This window comes from Burkholderia perseverans (assembly GCF_022870505.1).
Taxonomy (GTDB): Bacteria; Pseudomonadota; Gammaproteobacteria; order Burkholderiales; family Burkholderiaceae; genus Burkholderia; species Burkholderia plantarii.
This window is the reverse complement of record NZ_CP045093.1, coordinates 339,424-352,530: the sequence shown is the minus strand read 5'-3', so window position 1 is coordinate 352,530 and position 13,107 is coordinate 339,424. Positions and strand designations below refer to the sequence as shown.

Below are 13,107 nucleotides of genomic sequence, written 5' to 3'. Positions count from 1 at the left end.
CATCGGCTCAGACGCGCGCGCGGCCGAAATCGGCCAGCGCCTCGCACAGCGCGGCCACCGCCTCGGGCGTGACGGCGTTGTAGAGCGAGGCGCGCAGCCCGCCCAGCGAGCGATGGCCTTCCAGGCCGAGCATGCCGAGCGCGCGCGCCTCGTCGATGAAGGCCTGGTCGAGCCGCGCGTCGCCGAACGTGAACGCCGCGTTCATCGTCGAACGCCAGCGGCGCCCGGCATGCACGGTGACCGCGTCGCCGAGCGCGTCGAGCGTTGCGTACAGGCGCTCGGCCTTGGCCGCGTTGCGCCGCGCCATCGCCGCGAGCCCGCCGATCTCGCGCGCCAGCCAGCGCACCACCAGCGTCAGCACATAGATCGCGAACACTGGCGGCGTGTTGTAGTTCGAGCGATGCGCGACGTGGGTGCGAAAGTCGAGGATCGACGGCAGGCCGTCGGGAATGCGCTCCAGCCAGTCGCGATCGATCAGCGCCACGGTCACGCCGGCCGGCCCGAGATTCTTCTGCGCATGGGCGTAGACCATCGCATGGCGGCTCACCTCGGCCGGCTTCGAAAGAAAGTCCGACGACATGTCGGCGATCAGCGGCGCCGCGATTTCGCCGTCTGGCGCGGCAAACTGCAGGCCCTCGACGGTTTCGTTCGAGACGTAGTGCAGATAGCGCGTATCGGCCGGCAGCGCCAGCGACGCCAGCTCGGGCAGGCTCCGGTAACCGCTTTCGCGGCCGTCCCACACCACGCGGCAGCCGCCCGCCCGGCGCGCCTCGGCGCTGGCCCGCGCGCTCCAGTAGCCGGCATCGACGTAGGCCGGCAGGCCGCGCCCCGCACCGGCGAAATTCATCGGAATCGTGGCGAACAGCAGGCTGCTGCCGCCCTGCAGGAAACAGATCGCGTAGCGCTCGTCCAGCCCCAGCAGCGCGCGCAGGGTCTGCTCGGCCTCGTCCACCAGTGCCAGGAACCAGTCGGACCGGTGGCTCATGCCGAGCACCGACACGCCCGTTTCCGGCAGCGCGAGGATCGCTTCGCGCGTCTCGCGCAGCACCGCGTCGGGCAGCGCGCCGGGGCCACCGGAGAAGTTCAGGACAGCAGGGCTATTCATGCTTGGTCGGCCGGTTGGAACGCATCGATCGAAGCATCGATGTGCCGACAGACTAGCAATCGCGCGGCGCGACCATGAGCGGAGCAGAAGGGAAATCGCCCGCTAATTTCGGTGAAAAGTTGTTGAAATGAAATCCCAAGGAACCGGAAATATTTCGAAATATACGATTCGTGAAATAGCCTGCCGCGTGATGTTCGAGCGAGGCGCTCAGGCCGAAACGCGCAGATGCTGCCACAGCGTGTCGACGAACGCATCGCGGCGCGTGGCGTCGCGATAGACGCGCAGCTCCACGTCCAGATGCCACGCGCTCGGGCCGGCCATGACGAGTTCGCCGGCCGCGAGTTCGTGCGCGACCGCGCTCCGCGGCAGCCACGCGAGCCCTTCGCCCTCGATCACGAGTTTCTTCAGCACCTCGGCCATGTCCGATTCGTAATGCAGCCGCAGTGTGGGCGCCGTGCGGGCGCGCGCGAGCAGCAGCGCCTGGCAGCGCCCGAAGTAGCTGGTGTCGGTGTAGGCGATCAGCGGCAGCGGCTGCTTCGCGGTGCCGGGCAGCCGGAACAGCGGCGCCGCGCGCGGCGTGGCCCGGCTGACGGGCAGCAGCGTGTCGATGCCCACCGTCAGGTGCTCGTAGCGGGCCGGGTCGAGATGGAGCGGCAGCTCGGGATGGTGATAGGCGAACATCAGCTCGCAGTTGCCGTTCACCAGCGCGAGGATCGAATCGTGGACGTTGGCCGGCACGACGCGCGCGCGCACTTCGCCGAAGCGCCGGGCCAGCGCCTTCAGCCAGCCGGGCAGGAAGTTCAGCGCGATGGTGTGGCCGGCGGCGATCTGCAGGCCGCGCCCGCCGATGCGCTGCTCGGTGCGGATGATCGCGCGCGTGTCGTTGAGCTTGTGCAGCACGTCCTCGGCGACTTCGCGAAACAACCGCCCGGCCGGCGTCAGCACCGGCGGAAAGCCGCTGCGGTCGATCAGCTCGGCGCCCACCCATTGTTCGAGCGACTGGATGCGCCGGCTGAAGCCGGACTGCGTGACGTTGCGGAACTCCGCCGCGCGCGAAAAGCTCTGGTATTGCGCGAGGGCCAGGAAGTCCTCGATCCACTTGATTTCCATACGGGGCGGCGGGTTGCCAAGAGAAGGCGATTCGGGCGCATTCTACGCCGCGAGCGAGCGCATCAGGACAGCGAATCGAGCAGCTTGATGAAATTGCGTTTGGCGCGGTGGGCGGTGCGTATCGCATCGAGTTCGGCCGAGAGTTCGGCGTGCTCCCCGTGTTGCAGCCGCAGGTCCGCGATCGCCTTCACGTACTCGAACGCCTGTTCGTAGCGCGCGCCGTAGGCGCCGCGCTCGATCGCCGACGGCAGCAGGCGGTGGTACAGCGCGATCGCGTCGTGCGGATGCGTTCGCGCACGCGCCGCCGCCATCGCCGGCCAGATACCGACACTCACCGCGCCTTCGTTGAACGTCTGCCAGGCGGCATCGGCATCGCCGATGATCAGCAATGCCTTGACGAGTTCGGTACGGTGCGCCTCCTGGTGGATGCCGCCGGGTTTGCCTGTCTGCGGTGCCATGCGGACGACGCCATCGCGCAGATGGTCCAGCGCACGTGTCCGCGTCGCCTCGACACTGCCCGTGCGCGCGGCGACTTGCATCAAGGCCTCGAATGCATCGGCCGTGGGCAGGCTGAGGAAGCGCTGCCATGCGACCGCATCCGCGTCGGCGACATCGCCGCGGCGCAGGTAGGCATCGATGCAGAAGGCGTGAAGCCGCGTGTCCGGGTGCGTCCCGGTTTCGGCCATGCCGCGCAGCGCCCAGGTGATCGCCTCGTCGTCGCGCCCGTATTGCGCGCACGCCTTGGCGACCTGCAGGAACCGATAGCCGCTGGACAGATCCTTCGCGAGGGCCGCGATCAGCGCGTCGACATCGCCGTCGAAGCGGGCCAGCGCCAGCTTGGCGGCTTCGAGCCGAAATCGCCTGCTGTCATGGGAGGCACGACGGCCGGGCCCCAGCGCTGGCAGCGCGTCCCACTGCGTATCGACCAGCTCGCGATAACGGCGCAGTCCTTCGTCGCCGAGCGGCTGCGCATAGTCGGGCAGCACGTCATCGAAAATGCGCCAGTCGTCCATCGACTGAAGATGGTGCAGCCGCTGCGCGAGCGAGACCGGCTCGGGCCGCGTCCGCAGGCAGGCATCGAGATGCACGGCCGCCAGTTCGCCGATCGCCGGCAACACCGCGCCGCCCGAATCATCGATGCGTTCGAGGCTCTCCACCGCGAGCTCGATCGCCAGCTCGGCCAGCTCGACCACCTGCCCGGCCAGCGCGCCATCGAGCCGTTCGCGCAGGCTGTCCGCCAGCGCCGTCAGGCCCGCCGCGTAATCGGCGGCTTCGCGCCAGTCCAGATGGCGGCTCGCGCGAGCGATCCCGCGCACCGCCGCCTTCAGGCCCGCCTTGTCGCCGCCGCTGGCGCGCGCAGCAAGCAGCAGCCTGTCGCGCAGACCGCGATCGTGTTGCGCCGCCTGGCGCAGCCAGCCGCGCAGCGAATCCGGGTCGAGCGTGGCGAGGAAATCGTCGATCAGTTCGGCGTGAGTCCGGCGCGGCTTCCGCGCAGTCTGGGGTTTCGCGGGCGCATCCGGCGGCGCGAACACCTCGGCCCCGGAATTCTCGAGCCATGAGAACGCGACGGCCACCGCATGCTTGCAGAACTGCGAGCGAGCGCCGACCGGGCAATCACAGGCATGGACCAGTTCCTGGTCGCGGCCTGCCCGCAATTCGACCGAATAGATCGCGCCGCCGCGCACCGTGGCATGCAGGCTCGCATCGTCGACATCGAGGCGAGACACGGCTCCGTCATGGAAATAAGCGAGACCGCGCGCGACGGTTTTTTCGTCGGCGAGCGCGAGCACGGCGGCGAGTGTCAGCGTATTGGCAAGTGTCTGGGTCATCGTCACAGCCGGAAACAAAAGAAGAGACGCCCGATATCGTAACGAATCCGTTCGGCCAGCGGCGGCACGCGCGCTAGACGCGTTCCAGCAACGCCTTCAGCAGCTTCGCGCCCGCCTTGCCCTTCGCGGCGCCGGTCCAGAGCCGGTCGATCATCCTGCGGTACATCGCGACCGCGTCGGCGGAGGTCGTGATCGTGGCGATGCCGGTGCGGACGTTCGGCAGCTCGCCGAGCCGGAACGGCGAGGCCGCCACGTGGACGCTCTCGCCGCTCTCGAAGATCTGGAAGGTTTCGCTCGGCAGGTTGTCGTTGACGATGCCGATCCGCACGCCGGCCGCGTCGTCCTCGAGCATGCCGACGATGCGCGCCACCTCGCGGCGCGCGGCGAGCTTGCGTTCGAGCTGCACGCCGGTCGGCAGGCCGAGGCGGCCCACCAGCCCGTGGTGCAGGAACTGCTCGATCTGGCGCAGCCCGATCAGGCTCGTCACGTTCGGCGGCGCCTGCCGGTAGGCGGCCTTGCGTTCGGCCAGGATCGCCATCACGTTGGTCAGCGTGCGCGGCCAGTCGGCATCGGCGGGCGCCGGCGGCGCGCTCTCCGCGAGCATCGTGCGCAGCCAGTCTTCGTAGTCATCCGAAGTGAGCAGGAACGAGAACGGATCGAAATGCGCGACGATGCGCTGCGCGCGGCTTTCGAGCTGGCGCATCCGCTCGAAATAGCTGACCGCCGAATCGTGATATTCCACCTCCACGCCGAGCAGGTTCGCGAGCGAGACGCCGAACAGCGCGGCAAGCCGCTCCAGCGTGTCGATCTTCACGATCTCGCCGCGTTCGAGCTTGTAGACGGCCGCACGCGAGATGGCCAGCCGCTCGGCCACGTCCTCGCTGCGCAGTTCGGCGGCCATCCGGTACGCGCGCAGACGTTCGCCGATGCTGGCGAAGTCGAAGCGCGCGCCGCGAAGACGCTTTTTTCGGGAACCGGCTACGGACATTCAGGACCTCGGGATCGCGGATGGGAATTCGGCACGATATTACGTGAAAGCGCGTGGCCCCAACCGGGCACGACGCGACACGCGTTGGCCGAACCGTGCCCGCACGCGCCGCTTGCAATCGGCCGGCGGCGCAGTTAGTCTAAATATTTAGACGACCGCGCGAGTCGTGACGCTTCTCGAAGCGACGCCATGGCTGTCACCGGACGTCACCGGATTCGCCGATCTCGACGCGTTCGCCGAACGCTGCCGCCGCGCGGCGGCGCGGGCCGACCATGAGGCAGCGGCGCTGGCGCTCATCGCGCAGGCTGCGGCTGCGTTCACCGGGCGGCATGAGGGCACGGCCTTGCCGGCCGGTGCAATGCGGACGGTTCTTGCCGCGCTGCATGAACAGGCGCGGCGGCTCGCCGATGCCGGCGCTCGCGGCAGCAACGCCTTGCTTGCGGCGCTCGATTGCGCCGCGCATCCGGCGGATGAGGCCGGATCCGATGCGGTATTCCGCCCGTCGGCCCCGCCTCGTTCCTGAATCGGGACATTGTTATCGACCAACGCCTGCCCGATAATCTATTTTTTTAGACAAACGGAATACAGCGCGCATTTTGATATCGCCCATCCTCCCTACCCCACCCGGACAACCATGCCAGTTCCCCGCCTCCCGTTCCGCTGCGCCGCGCCGGCCGAGCCGCTCGCGAGACCAGCACGCATGACGGCCAACCGATGGCTCGCCGCGGCGCTGCTCGTCGCGGGCGCCGCGGCCATCGCGCTGTCGGTCCTGTACGGCGTGGTGACCATAGCCGATGCGCGAATCGTCGCCATCGTCCTCGTCTGCATCGTGCTCTGGGCCACGGGCGCGGTGGCAAGCCTCAAGATCTCGCTGCTGTTCTTCGGCCTTGCCGCGGCCTGCACGCCGGTTCCGGTCACCACCCTGCTTGCCGGTTTCGGCTCGGGCGCGTTCTGGCTCGTGTTCAGCGGCGCGGCGATCGGCTTCGCACTGAAGGAAAGCGGGCTCGCGCAGCGGCTCGGCCTGCTGCTCGCGCGGCGCATCGGCGCTTCGTATCCGAACGGGCTGCTCGCGTTCGCCGCGCTCAGCTTCGCGCTCTCGCTCGTGATGCCGTCCACGTTCGGCCGCATCGCGATCCTGGTGCCGCTCGCGGCCGGCTACTGCGACGCGGTCGGGTTCGGCGCCGGGACCAATGGCCGGCGCGGCATCCTGCTGCTCGTGGTGGTCGGCTCGTATGAGCTGGCCGCCGCCGTGCTGCCGGCGAACCTGCCGAACGTGATCATGGCCGGCGTCCTGGAGCGATCGCTGGGCGTGCGGCTCGGCTTCTTCGAGTATCTGCTGCGGTTTTTCCTGGCCGGCGCGATCGTGCGCGGCGCGGTGCTCGTGTATGCCGCGCGGCGGCTGTTTCCGGACCAGGCACAGGCGGCTCGGGCGCCCGATGCGCCGCACTCGGCGCCGGGCCGCCGGGAATTGCATGCGGCGGCGCTGCTCGCGATCACGCTCGGGCTCTGGCTCACGGATTCGCTGCATCACGTCGCCCCGGGCCGCGTCGGGCTCGGCTTCGTGCTCGTCTATTTCGCGACGTCGCCGCCGGCGCAGTTCCGCCGCTTCGTGGCCACGCTGAAGCTCGATCTGCTCGCGTTTGTCGCGGCGATCATCGGGCTGACCGCGCTCGTCGACCGGCTCGATCCGCGCGCCTACGGCCTGCTCGTGCCCGACGCGCTGCGCGATCGCCCGCTGCTCGCGTATCTCGCGCTGACGGCCCTGTCGATCGTCCTTTGCTTCGCCGTCACCTCGAACGCGGAGCCGGCGCTCTACACGCCGTTCGCGGCGCATGCGTTAGCACACGGTTTGCCATTGAAGACGGCCTTGCTCGCGCAGGTCACCGGATACGCAACGACCGTGCTGCCGTACCAGTCGCCGCCGATCGTGTTCGGCAACGCGCTCGCGAAACTGGAACGATGCGCGGCGCGGCGCTATTGCCTCGTGACGGCCTTGCTGGGATTCGTGTTCGTGGTGCCGGCCAATGCGCTGTGGTGGCGCTTGCTGGGCTGGCTGTGAGCCGTGCCGGGCGGAAAGGAAGGAACATGACGGCGGGCGGCGCATGCCCGAAGGCACGACGCGATACGCGCGCCACCAAAGACAATTCCGTCGCAGTCGATGCGACGGAACGAATGGGATGACCGGTAAGCACGCGCCACGAATCAGGCGTTTCTCTGCCTGCTCGTTGCCGTCGCGGCCGATCGTCGAGCGGTTGCCGGGTTGCGGCGAATCCGGTTTCTGGATTCGCCCCGGCGGGACGATCGGCGACGCGAACGCGTTCGCGTGACCGGCAAAGGCACGCGGGTTTCAGCGTGCCGGAACCCTGCGCGGCGACTGCCGCCGGGTTCGATACGCGACATCGGCCGTCGGGGAGCCGGATGCGCCGTCGCAGCCTTCAGGCCGCGCCGCTCCGCATCATGGCACCGGCGGCCGTGCCGCCCGCCATTACATGCGGCGGTGCGCTTCGGCGATCAGTTCGCAGGTGCGGACGTGGATTTCCCACGCGCGCGCCAGACCGCTACGCAGTTGAGCAAACCATTGATTCACAACGGGAGTCGACGCAGTCGCAGCTTTCATGATGACCTCAGGGTTAGTGCCTAGGGGAAAACCCGTATTATACGGATCCATCGCTGCGGTGCAACAGGGATTGGGGTTTTCGCAACAGCGCGGCGCGATGCAGCCGAATGCGAGTCCACACTAAAGTCAGACGATCAAACGGCCGTTATCGATCTTGAGAGAACGATCCAAACGCGCCCTATTATTTCCCGCAGCGCCAATCCCCCTTCTTCCTCCTCACCGCCTCGACCGCGCGGACGCTGCCGTCCCGCGCCCGATCGGCGTTGCGACGCCGGGGCGATTGCCGAGCGATACGGAGACCCTGATGACCTCAATCACCATCCATCTGGACGATTACGATAACTCGACCAAAATCGAGCCCGATAATCTGGTTCACCGAAAAATCTACAAGGCGCTGACTGACGATATCGCGGCGTCGCTGTTGTCCCGGGCCAGCCGCGCTGAAGCCGGCGACTCGAAGGCATCGCGCCCCGACGAAGACCACTATCCGCCCGGCAGCGGCCTGATCCACTTCATCGACGGCTCGCGCGGTGCGGGGAAAACCACCTTCCTGCGCACGGTTTACGCCGATCTGCCGCGCGCCCTGTCGGAAGATCCGCCGGTCGGAAAGCGCGTCCAGGTGCAGCAGCTCGCCTACATCGATCCCACGCGCCTGGAAGGCAGCGAGATCATCCTGCTGAACGTGCTGCGCGCCCTCAAGCTGGTGGCCGACAAAGCCACACCCAGTCTCGACAACGAACGCCGTCGCGAGGATTTCCGGCGGCACTTCAAGCAGCTCGCGGGCGGCCTGAGCCTGTTCCGCAAGGAACACGATCCGCTCGCGCATCACGACCCCGAGCTGTTCTTCGACCGCGGCCTGGCTCGCGCGGCCGACAGCGACTCACTGCGCAACGGCCTGCACCTCGCGATCGACCTCGCCTGCAACATGCTCGGCGTCGACGCGCTGCTGCTCGCGTTCGACGACGCCGACACCAATTCACGCCATGCCTACAAGCTGCTGGAATGCTTTCGCAGCTACCTCGATACGCCGCGGCTCGTGATTCTCGTCACCGGCGACATGGAACTGTATTCCCTGTTGACGCGCCGCGCGTTCTCGCTGCAGTTGCCGACGGCCACCGACGAGCCGGGCGAAAGCCGACAGGCGCAGCGGATCCGCATGCTCGACCATCTTGAGGATCAATACCTGCTGAAGCTGTTCCCGCTGCGCCGCAGGTATCACCTCAAGAAACTGGGGCGCCTGCTCGACGAAGACGGCAAGAACAACACCTACCAATTCCGTTCGACCCGCTGGGACGAGGCTCCTCGCACGCCGATCTCGGTAATGGACGAAATCATCCGGCGTGGCTTGCGCGTGCGCTCCGCGTCCGACGTTTCTCTGTTTCGCGAGCATCTGCTCAAGCAGCCGCTGCGCTCGGTGCTGCAGGTCATGCAGGGCTGCGCACCGTTTCTGCACGAAACCGACGAACAGGCCAAGGACGACACGAGCTGGAGTCGCGATCTGTCCGATGCCGTGCGCGGATCGCTGCGCGCGATGGCGCAGGGCAGCCTCTACAAGAAAGGCATCATGGTCGACGATCTGGCGGCCAACTACCTGCCCACCTTGACCAAAGCCGTGTTCGAGCTGGCCTGCGAGGACGGCGACGTCGATACGGCCGCCTACCTGCGCCCGCAGGCCAGCGACGACGATCTCAACAACTGCTACATGTCGCTTGCCGCCGAGGTAGCGGGGTTGTGCGCCGAGAATCCGTCGAACGCACTGATCTACATGCTGGCCGGCCCCGGCAGCGTCTCGCTGTGGGGCAAGGAAACACGGCGCATGGCGTCGCGGATCAGCCCGGAGTTGTTGATGAAGCAGTTTCGCCAATACATGGCAGTGGGCCGCGTCGAGGACGCGCTGAACTGGGCGCGCCGAGCCACGGCCGTGCTCGCGGCGGCCCATCCGACCTCGCCGAGTTCATCGGTGGTGGACTTCGGCGTGATCGGCCTGAACAAGAGAAAACCGAGTCACGCGAAAAAGGAAGACTTCAAGGTCATCGACGACATCCTGCGCCTTCAGGCGTCGTCCCCGGAAGGACTGCCGACCATCGCGTACAGCATGCTCGACGTCTCGAACCAGAGCAGCCGCGGTTATGCGTCGATCTACAACATTCTCGGCCTGATCGAACGGCTGTTGAGCGCGGAGAGCCCTGCCATCGAGCGGCGCCTGAGCAGCACCTTTCCGCCGCTGACGATCAGCAGCCCGGACTGGGGCGAGAGCATCATCGCCTCGGGCAACGCCGGCGACACGGACAGCGACGAGCCCGATGGCGCCGACGACACTCCCCTCCCGGCAAACAGCGCGCATGGCAAGCTGGTCGAAGCCATGACAGCCTGGACCACCTCACTCGAAGGCATCTTCGAGAATTACGCTCCGTCATCGATCCTGCTCGGCAAGATCTGGGTGCGAACCTATTTCAGCCTCGAAAAGGCCTCGGACCTTGCCCGCAGCGCGAGCCGCGACGGCAACAAGCGTCTGGATGAAATCATGGCGCTCAGCGCAGCCTGCCTGATCAATGCGTTCCTCGTCGAGGAAGCCGACCACAGCCTGGGCAAATTCGAAGGCACCGTGGATCGCACCAATCCGGCCACTTCAGCGGCTTCCACGCTTAAGCACAAGACGGCGTTCCTGCAAGCCAATCGGACACAATTGCCGCTGACCGTCGCGATCGCGAGCTGCCCGCTCGTACTCGGGCTGCTCGGCACCAATGAGCGGAAAATCATGGTGAAGGCATTGGAACTCGGCCCGCTCGGCAATTTGATCCACAAGCTGCCAGAGGCCAGTATCGTCAAGAATGCATTCATCGCCGGCCAATGGCAGAAACATTCCGGATCGGCCAAATCCCAAGCATGAGCGGCCTGCCGATCTCCACTCCGTCGCTGCTCGCCTGTGCGCTGCTGTCGAGCCACCGCGTGCTGGCGCGCCTGCAGGCCGGCTCGCTGCAGGAACCACTGGCCGACGATGACCTGCGCGAAGCGCTCTACCTGACCCATCAGCCGTGGGCAGCGCGCGAGCCCGATCACGTCTTCCGGCGCGCCTGGGAAGCCTGGGATGCCTATCGGCAGCCAGGCGGCGGGCCGCCGCTGCTGGCCGCCATGCGCATCCTCGCCGAGGAGTTCCTGACCGCGCGGCACGGCGAACTGCACGTCAAGCTCGACCGCTTCGGCGTCTGGCAGCAGAGCGTGCTGAGCCGCATCAGCGGGCTGCCGCTGCAGGCCGCCGCCCACGTCTGGCCGCCCAAGGACTGCTTCCTGCAGCCGCTCCTCGCCGCCCCCAGCGCCACCAGCATGCAGGCACCGCGTCAGCCGCACACGCTGCTACTGCCCTACGATCCGCTCGTGGAGGAATATTTCCATCGTGAGGGACTGCACGAGACGCACCTGCACCTGAACGGCAGCACGCACGCCGAACTCTGCTGGCTGCGGGCGCTCGACGCGCCCGACCAGGAGACCGACGAATTCGAAATCAAGCTCGCATCCGGCACCCGCGAGGCGCATGGCCTGCGCGAGCTGGCTCGCTCGATCCAGCCGGATTTCACCATCGTCGAACTGAAGCGGCAGCTCTTCATCGCGCGGCAGTTGCGTGGCTATCTGCTGGCCGCCGCGTTCGACTGCCTGAGCAACGAGGCAGCGCTACCGGCCACGTTCGAGGTGCTCTACACCGAGGCGCTGAGCCTCACACCGCCGCCCCTGCTGCGCAATTCGCCCGACTACGGACGCCTGGCCCGGCGCGGCGCGATCAGCGTCACCACCGAGCGCGAATGGCTGTACCGGCTGCTCGTCCGGCTATCCGAGCGGCCCTCGGTAACGCTTACCAACATGCTGCACGGCTATCTGCTGCTGCAGAACCTCTACTACCGGCTACTGGTGCAGAGCGAGGACCAGTACGGCTTCGACCAGTTCCAGAAGCTGACCTGGACGGACCTGCGCGAGCCCGCGGAAAAGGACTACCTGGAACGCTTCCGCGCCATGCACGGCCCGCTGCCCACGCACAGCCGGATCGTCTACCTGGAAGGGCGTTTCGCGCCGAAACAGATCGATTCCAAGAATATCGAGCTGCTCGAACGCATCCTGCGCGGCTACTGGCGCTACCGGAACGGCGACGATCCACCGTCCGGTTTCACGAAGCTGCTGCGCGATTTCGATGCCAGGCTGGGCGAGCCGGCACAGGGACGCCATCTGCGGCTCGCGCTCGTCGCGCATTTCATCAAGTCGCCTGAAACCACCGACGACAAGCCCTACCGCTTCTACGTCCTGCGCAAGCGGCTCGTCGATCAGGCACATACGCTGTGCTCGATATTCAGTCTGTATCCGTCGCTGCGCCACTGGATACGCGGCATCGACGCCGCCGCGAACGAACTCGACGCCCCGCCCGAAGTCTTCGCCAGCACGTTCCGGATCTGTCGCGCGGCTGGCGTGACCCGGCGCAGCTATCACGCCGGGGAGGATTTCCACCATCTGATGAGCGGCATCCGGGCGATTCTCGATGCGGTGGAACTGCTCGACCTGCGCGACGGCGACCGCATCGGTCACGGCACGGCGATGGGCATCGACCCGGAACTCTGGTTGCAACGCATGCCGGGCCAGGTGCGCCTGCGCAAGGACGAATGGCTGCTGGATCTGCTGGCGGCCTGGCAATTGCTGCAGGCCAGCAACGAGACCGCGCTCGCCTATAAAGTCGAGCGCGAACTGACCGAACTTGGCGGCGAACTGTTCGGCAGCGAGATCAGCGCAGTGACGCTGGATCGCGCCATGCGCCTGCGCGGCCTGAACGTCGCCTATCTCGATCTGGTCTTCTCGCGCTCGACACACGACGAACTGGCCACGAACCGCCCGCGCAAGTCGACCGACATCGTCAGCCCGCTGCACGACGCCGAACGCGCCGAGGCCAAGCGCGTGGACGACGCGATCCGCACCCGCCCTGGCGACTGCAAGCTGCTGTGGCACTGGCTCAGCGACGACGCGCTGCGCGAACGCGGGCGCGAACTGATGCCGGTGGCGTGTGGGCATTTCTCCGCAAGCGAATACGTCACGCTGCAACAGGCATTGATGAGGATCGTGCAGCAGCGCCGCGTGCTGATCGAAACGCTGCCGTCGAGCAACGTCCGCATCAGCCAGTATCAGCACTTCGAGGAGCACCACGTGTTTCGCTGGATGCGCCTGCCCGGCGCATTGAAGGCGGGCGATCCGGAAATCATGGTGACGCTGGGGTCGGATGACCCTGGCATCTTCGCCGGGGAACTGGCAGGCGAGTTCTACCAGATCTATGCCGTGCTGCGAGAGCGCGGGCTGGCCGACAAGGAAGCACTATCGCTGGTGGCCGCCCTCAACGAACGCGGCCGCGAGTACCGTTTCCACGACTTCGCGCTCGGCTGACCGCCCAAAACGGGCGTGAGACCGCCGGCACCCGCTGCCGGCACCC

At 67.0% G+C, this 13,107-nt stretch carries 9 protein-coding genes; 4 read left to right on the top strand and 5 right to left on the bottom strand.

The features are described 5' to 3' along the window. Positions 1-7: 7 nt before the first annotated feature. The 4 genes from serC to BpN12_RS01485 all read right to left on the bottom strand — a co-directional run bounded on the left by serC (position 8) and on the right by BpN12_RS01485 (position 5,032). The gene (serC, locus tag BpN12_RS01500; RefSeq protein ID WP_246793523.1) at positions 8-1,105 is read right to left on the bottom strand and encodes a 3-phosphoserine/phosphohydroxythreonine transaminase; all 1,098 of its coding nucleotides are present in this window, start codon (positions 1,103-1,105) and stop codon (positions 8-10) included. A 207-nt stretch (positions 1,106-1,312) separates the two neighbouring features. Beyond that, positions 1,313-2,215 carry a LysR substrate-binding domain-containing protein gene (locus BpN12_RS01495; RefSeq protein ID WP_246793522.1) on the bottom strand — a complete coding sequence of 301 codons (903 nt, stop codon included), beginning with the start codon at positions 2,213-2,215 and terminating at the stop codon, positions 1,313-1,315. A 62-nt stretch (positions 2,216-2,277) separates the two neighbouring features. Then, positions 2,278-4,044 (bottom strand): SWIM zinc finger family protein, encoded by a 1,767-nt coding sequence (locus BpN12_RS01490; RefSeq protein WP_246793521.1) that lies wholly within the window; start codon positions 4,042-4,044, stop codon positions 2,278-2,280. A 73-nt stretch (positions 4,045-4,117) separates the two neighbouring features. Continuing rightward, positions 4,118-5,032 (bottom strand): helix-turn-helix domain-containing protein, encoded by a 915-nt coding sequence (locus tag BpN12_RS01485; RefSeq protein ID WP_246793520.1) that lies wholly within the window; start codon positions 5,030-5,032, stop codon positions 4,118-4,120. Between the two features lie 166 nt (positions 5,033-5,198). On the opposite strand from BpN12_RS01485, the gene BpN12_RS01480 reads away from it, so the two are divergent. Both BpN12_RS01480 and BpN12_RS01475 read left to right on the top strand, forming a co-directional pair. Next, on the top strand, positions 5,199-5,555 hold the full coding sequence (locus tag BpN12_RS01480; protein ID WP_246793519.1) for a hypothetical protein: 357 nt from the start codon (positions 5,199-5,201) through the stop codon (positions 5,553-5,555). Positions 5,556-5,732: 177 nt separating this feature from the next. Next, positions 5,733-7,091: an SLC13 family permease gene (locus tag BpN12_RS01475; protein WP_246793518.1), complete on the top strand. Its 1,359-nt coding sequence runs from the start codon at positions 5,733-5,735 to the stop codon at positions 7,089-7,091. A gap of 426 nt (positions 7,092-7,517) precedes the next feature. On the opposite strand, the gene BpN12_RS33280 is transcribed toward BpN12_RS01475, so the two are convergent. Next, positions 7,518-7,649: a hypothetical protein gene (locus BpN12_RS33280; protein ID WP_275472439.1), complete on the bottom strand. Its 132-nt coding sequence runs from the start codon at positions 7,647-7,649 to the stop codon at positions 7,518-7,520. A gap of 304 nt (positions 7,650-7,953) precedes the next feature. Here BpN12_RS33280 and BpN12_RS01470 point away from each other — a divergent pair, with 304 nt between their 5' ends. Then, a complete protein-coding gene (locus BpN12_RS01470) occupies positions 7,954-10,539 on the top strand; it encodes a hypothetical protein (protein ID WP_246793517.1) in 2,586 nt (861 codons plus the stop codon). Continuing rightward, positions 10,536-13,061: a hypothetical protein gene (locus BpN12_RS01465; RefSeq protein WP_246793516.1), complete on the top strand. Its 2,526-nt coding sequence runs from the start codon at positions 10,536-10,538 to the stop codon at positions 13,059-13,061. Before BpN12_RS01470 ends, BpN12_RS01465 begins: the two co-directional genes overlap by 4 nt. Positions 13,062-13,107 lie beyond the last annotated feature (46 nt).

What these genes read in the sequence shown, in the direction of transcription:
- serC (WP_246793523.1), bottom strand. Translation starts at nt 1,105, where the DNA reads ATGAATAGCCCTGCTGTCCTGAACTTCTCCGGTGGCCCCGGCGCGCTG.
- BpN12_RS01495 (WP_246793522.1), bottom strand. Translation starts at nt 2,215, where the DNA reads ATGGAAATCAAGTGGATCGAGGACTTCCTGGCCCTCGCGCAATACCAG.
- BpN12_RS01465 (WP_246793516.1), top strand. Translation starts at nt 10,536, where the DNA reads ATGAGCGGCCTGCCGATCTCCACTCCGTCGCTGCTCGCCTGTGCGCTG.
- BpN12_RS01470 (WP_246793517.1), top strand. Translation starts at nt 7,954, where the DNA reads ATGACCTCAATCACCATCCATCTGGACGATTACGATAACTCGACCAAA.
- BpN12_RS01490 (WP_246793521.1), bottom strand. Translation starts at nt 4,044, where the DNA reads ATGACCCAGACACTTGCCAATACGCTGACACTCGCCGCCGTGCTCGCG.
- BpN12_RS01475 (WP_246793518.1), top strand. Translation starts at nt 5,733, where the DNA reads ATGACGGCCAACCGATGGCTCGCCGCGGCGCTGCTCGTCGCGGGCGCC.
- BpN12_RS01485 (WP_246793520.1), bottom strand. Translation starts at nt 5,032, where the DNA reads ATGTCCGTAGCCGGTTCCCGAAAAAAGCGTCTTCGCGGCGCGCGCTTC.
- BpN12_RS33280 (WP_275472439.1), bottom strand. Translation starts at nt 7,649, where the DNA reads ATGAAAGCTGCGACTGCGTCGACTCCCGTTGTGAATCAATGGTTTGCT.